2 pseudogenes are annotated in these 545 nt (G+C 70.6%); both read right to left on the bottom strand.

What is annotated here, in order from left to right:
• Positions 1–354 (bottom strand): annotated as a pseudogene (locus tag AC31A1_RS38465) (contact-dependent growth inhibition system immunity protein); the annotation flags it as partial.
• Between the two features lie 24 nt (positions 355–378).
• Positions 379–545, bottom strand: a pseudogene (locus AC31A1_RS38460) (RNase A-like domain-containing protein); the annotation flags it as partial.

Below are 545 nucleotides of genomic sequence, written 5' to 3'. Positions count from 1 at the left end.
GGCGGTGGTCGTCGGGGGCGGGACCTCGCCCTCCTCGACGCTGTGCTTGATGTGGTCGGCGAGGCAGTACAGCCATTGCTGGGTCGCGCCTTCGGGGAGACCCACATCTGGGATGGCGTAGAACTCACCGAGGCGCAGTCGGAGTCGGCCCGGCGGATTGTCGGCGTACTCGCGGAGTTGGCGTTCAGCCACGGCGAGGGCCCAGGGGCGGGTGTGCCAGGTGTGGCGGAGATAGGCGGTGAGCGCCTCGCTCGGCTTGTCCGGGGTGTCGTCGGCCGGCTGACCGGCGTAGGCGCGGATCACCTGGTCCAACTCGCCGTAGCGGCGGTCGTGTTCGAGGGGACTCAAGGGCACGGGATCAGCCTCTGCGGGTCGTCGTCACAGGTACATCGGAAACGTGGCGTGGACGGCGAAGCCGTGTGGCCGGGACGCGTCCCGTTTCAGGATCACCCGGGCCGCGCGTACGTCGACGGGGTCTCGCCCGGCCAGCATCATCGCCTGGAGCAGGACCCGGCCGACCGGATCGGGGCGGGAGGGCCAGGACG

The organism is Streptomyces sp. P5F9 (assembly GCF_057961495.1).
Note: the sequence above shows the minus strand (reverse complement) of the source record. Positions and strands in the feature narration are given on the sequence as shown.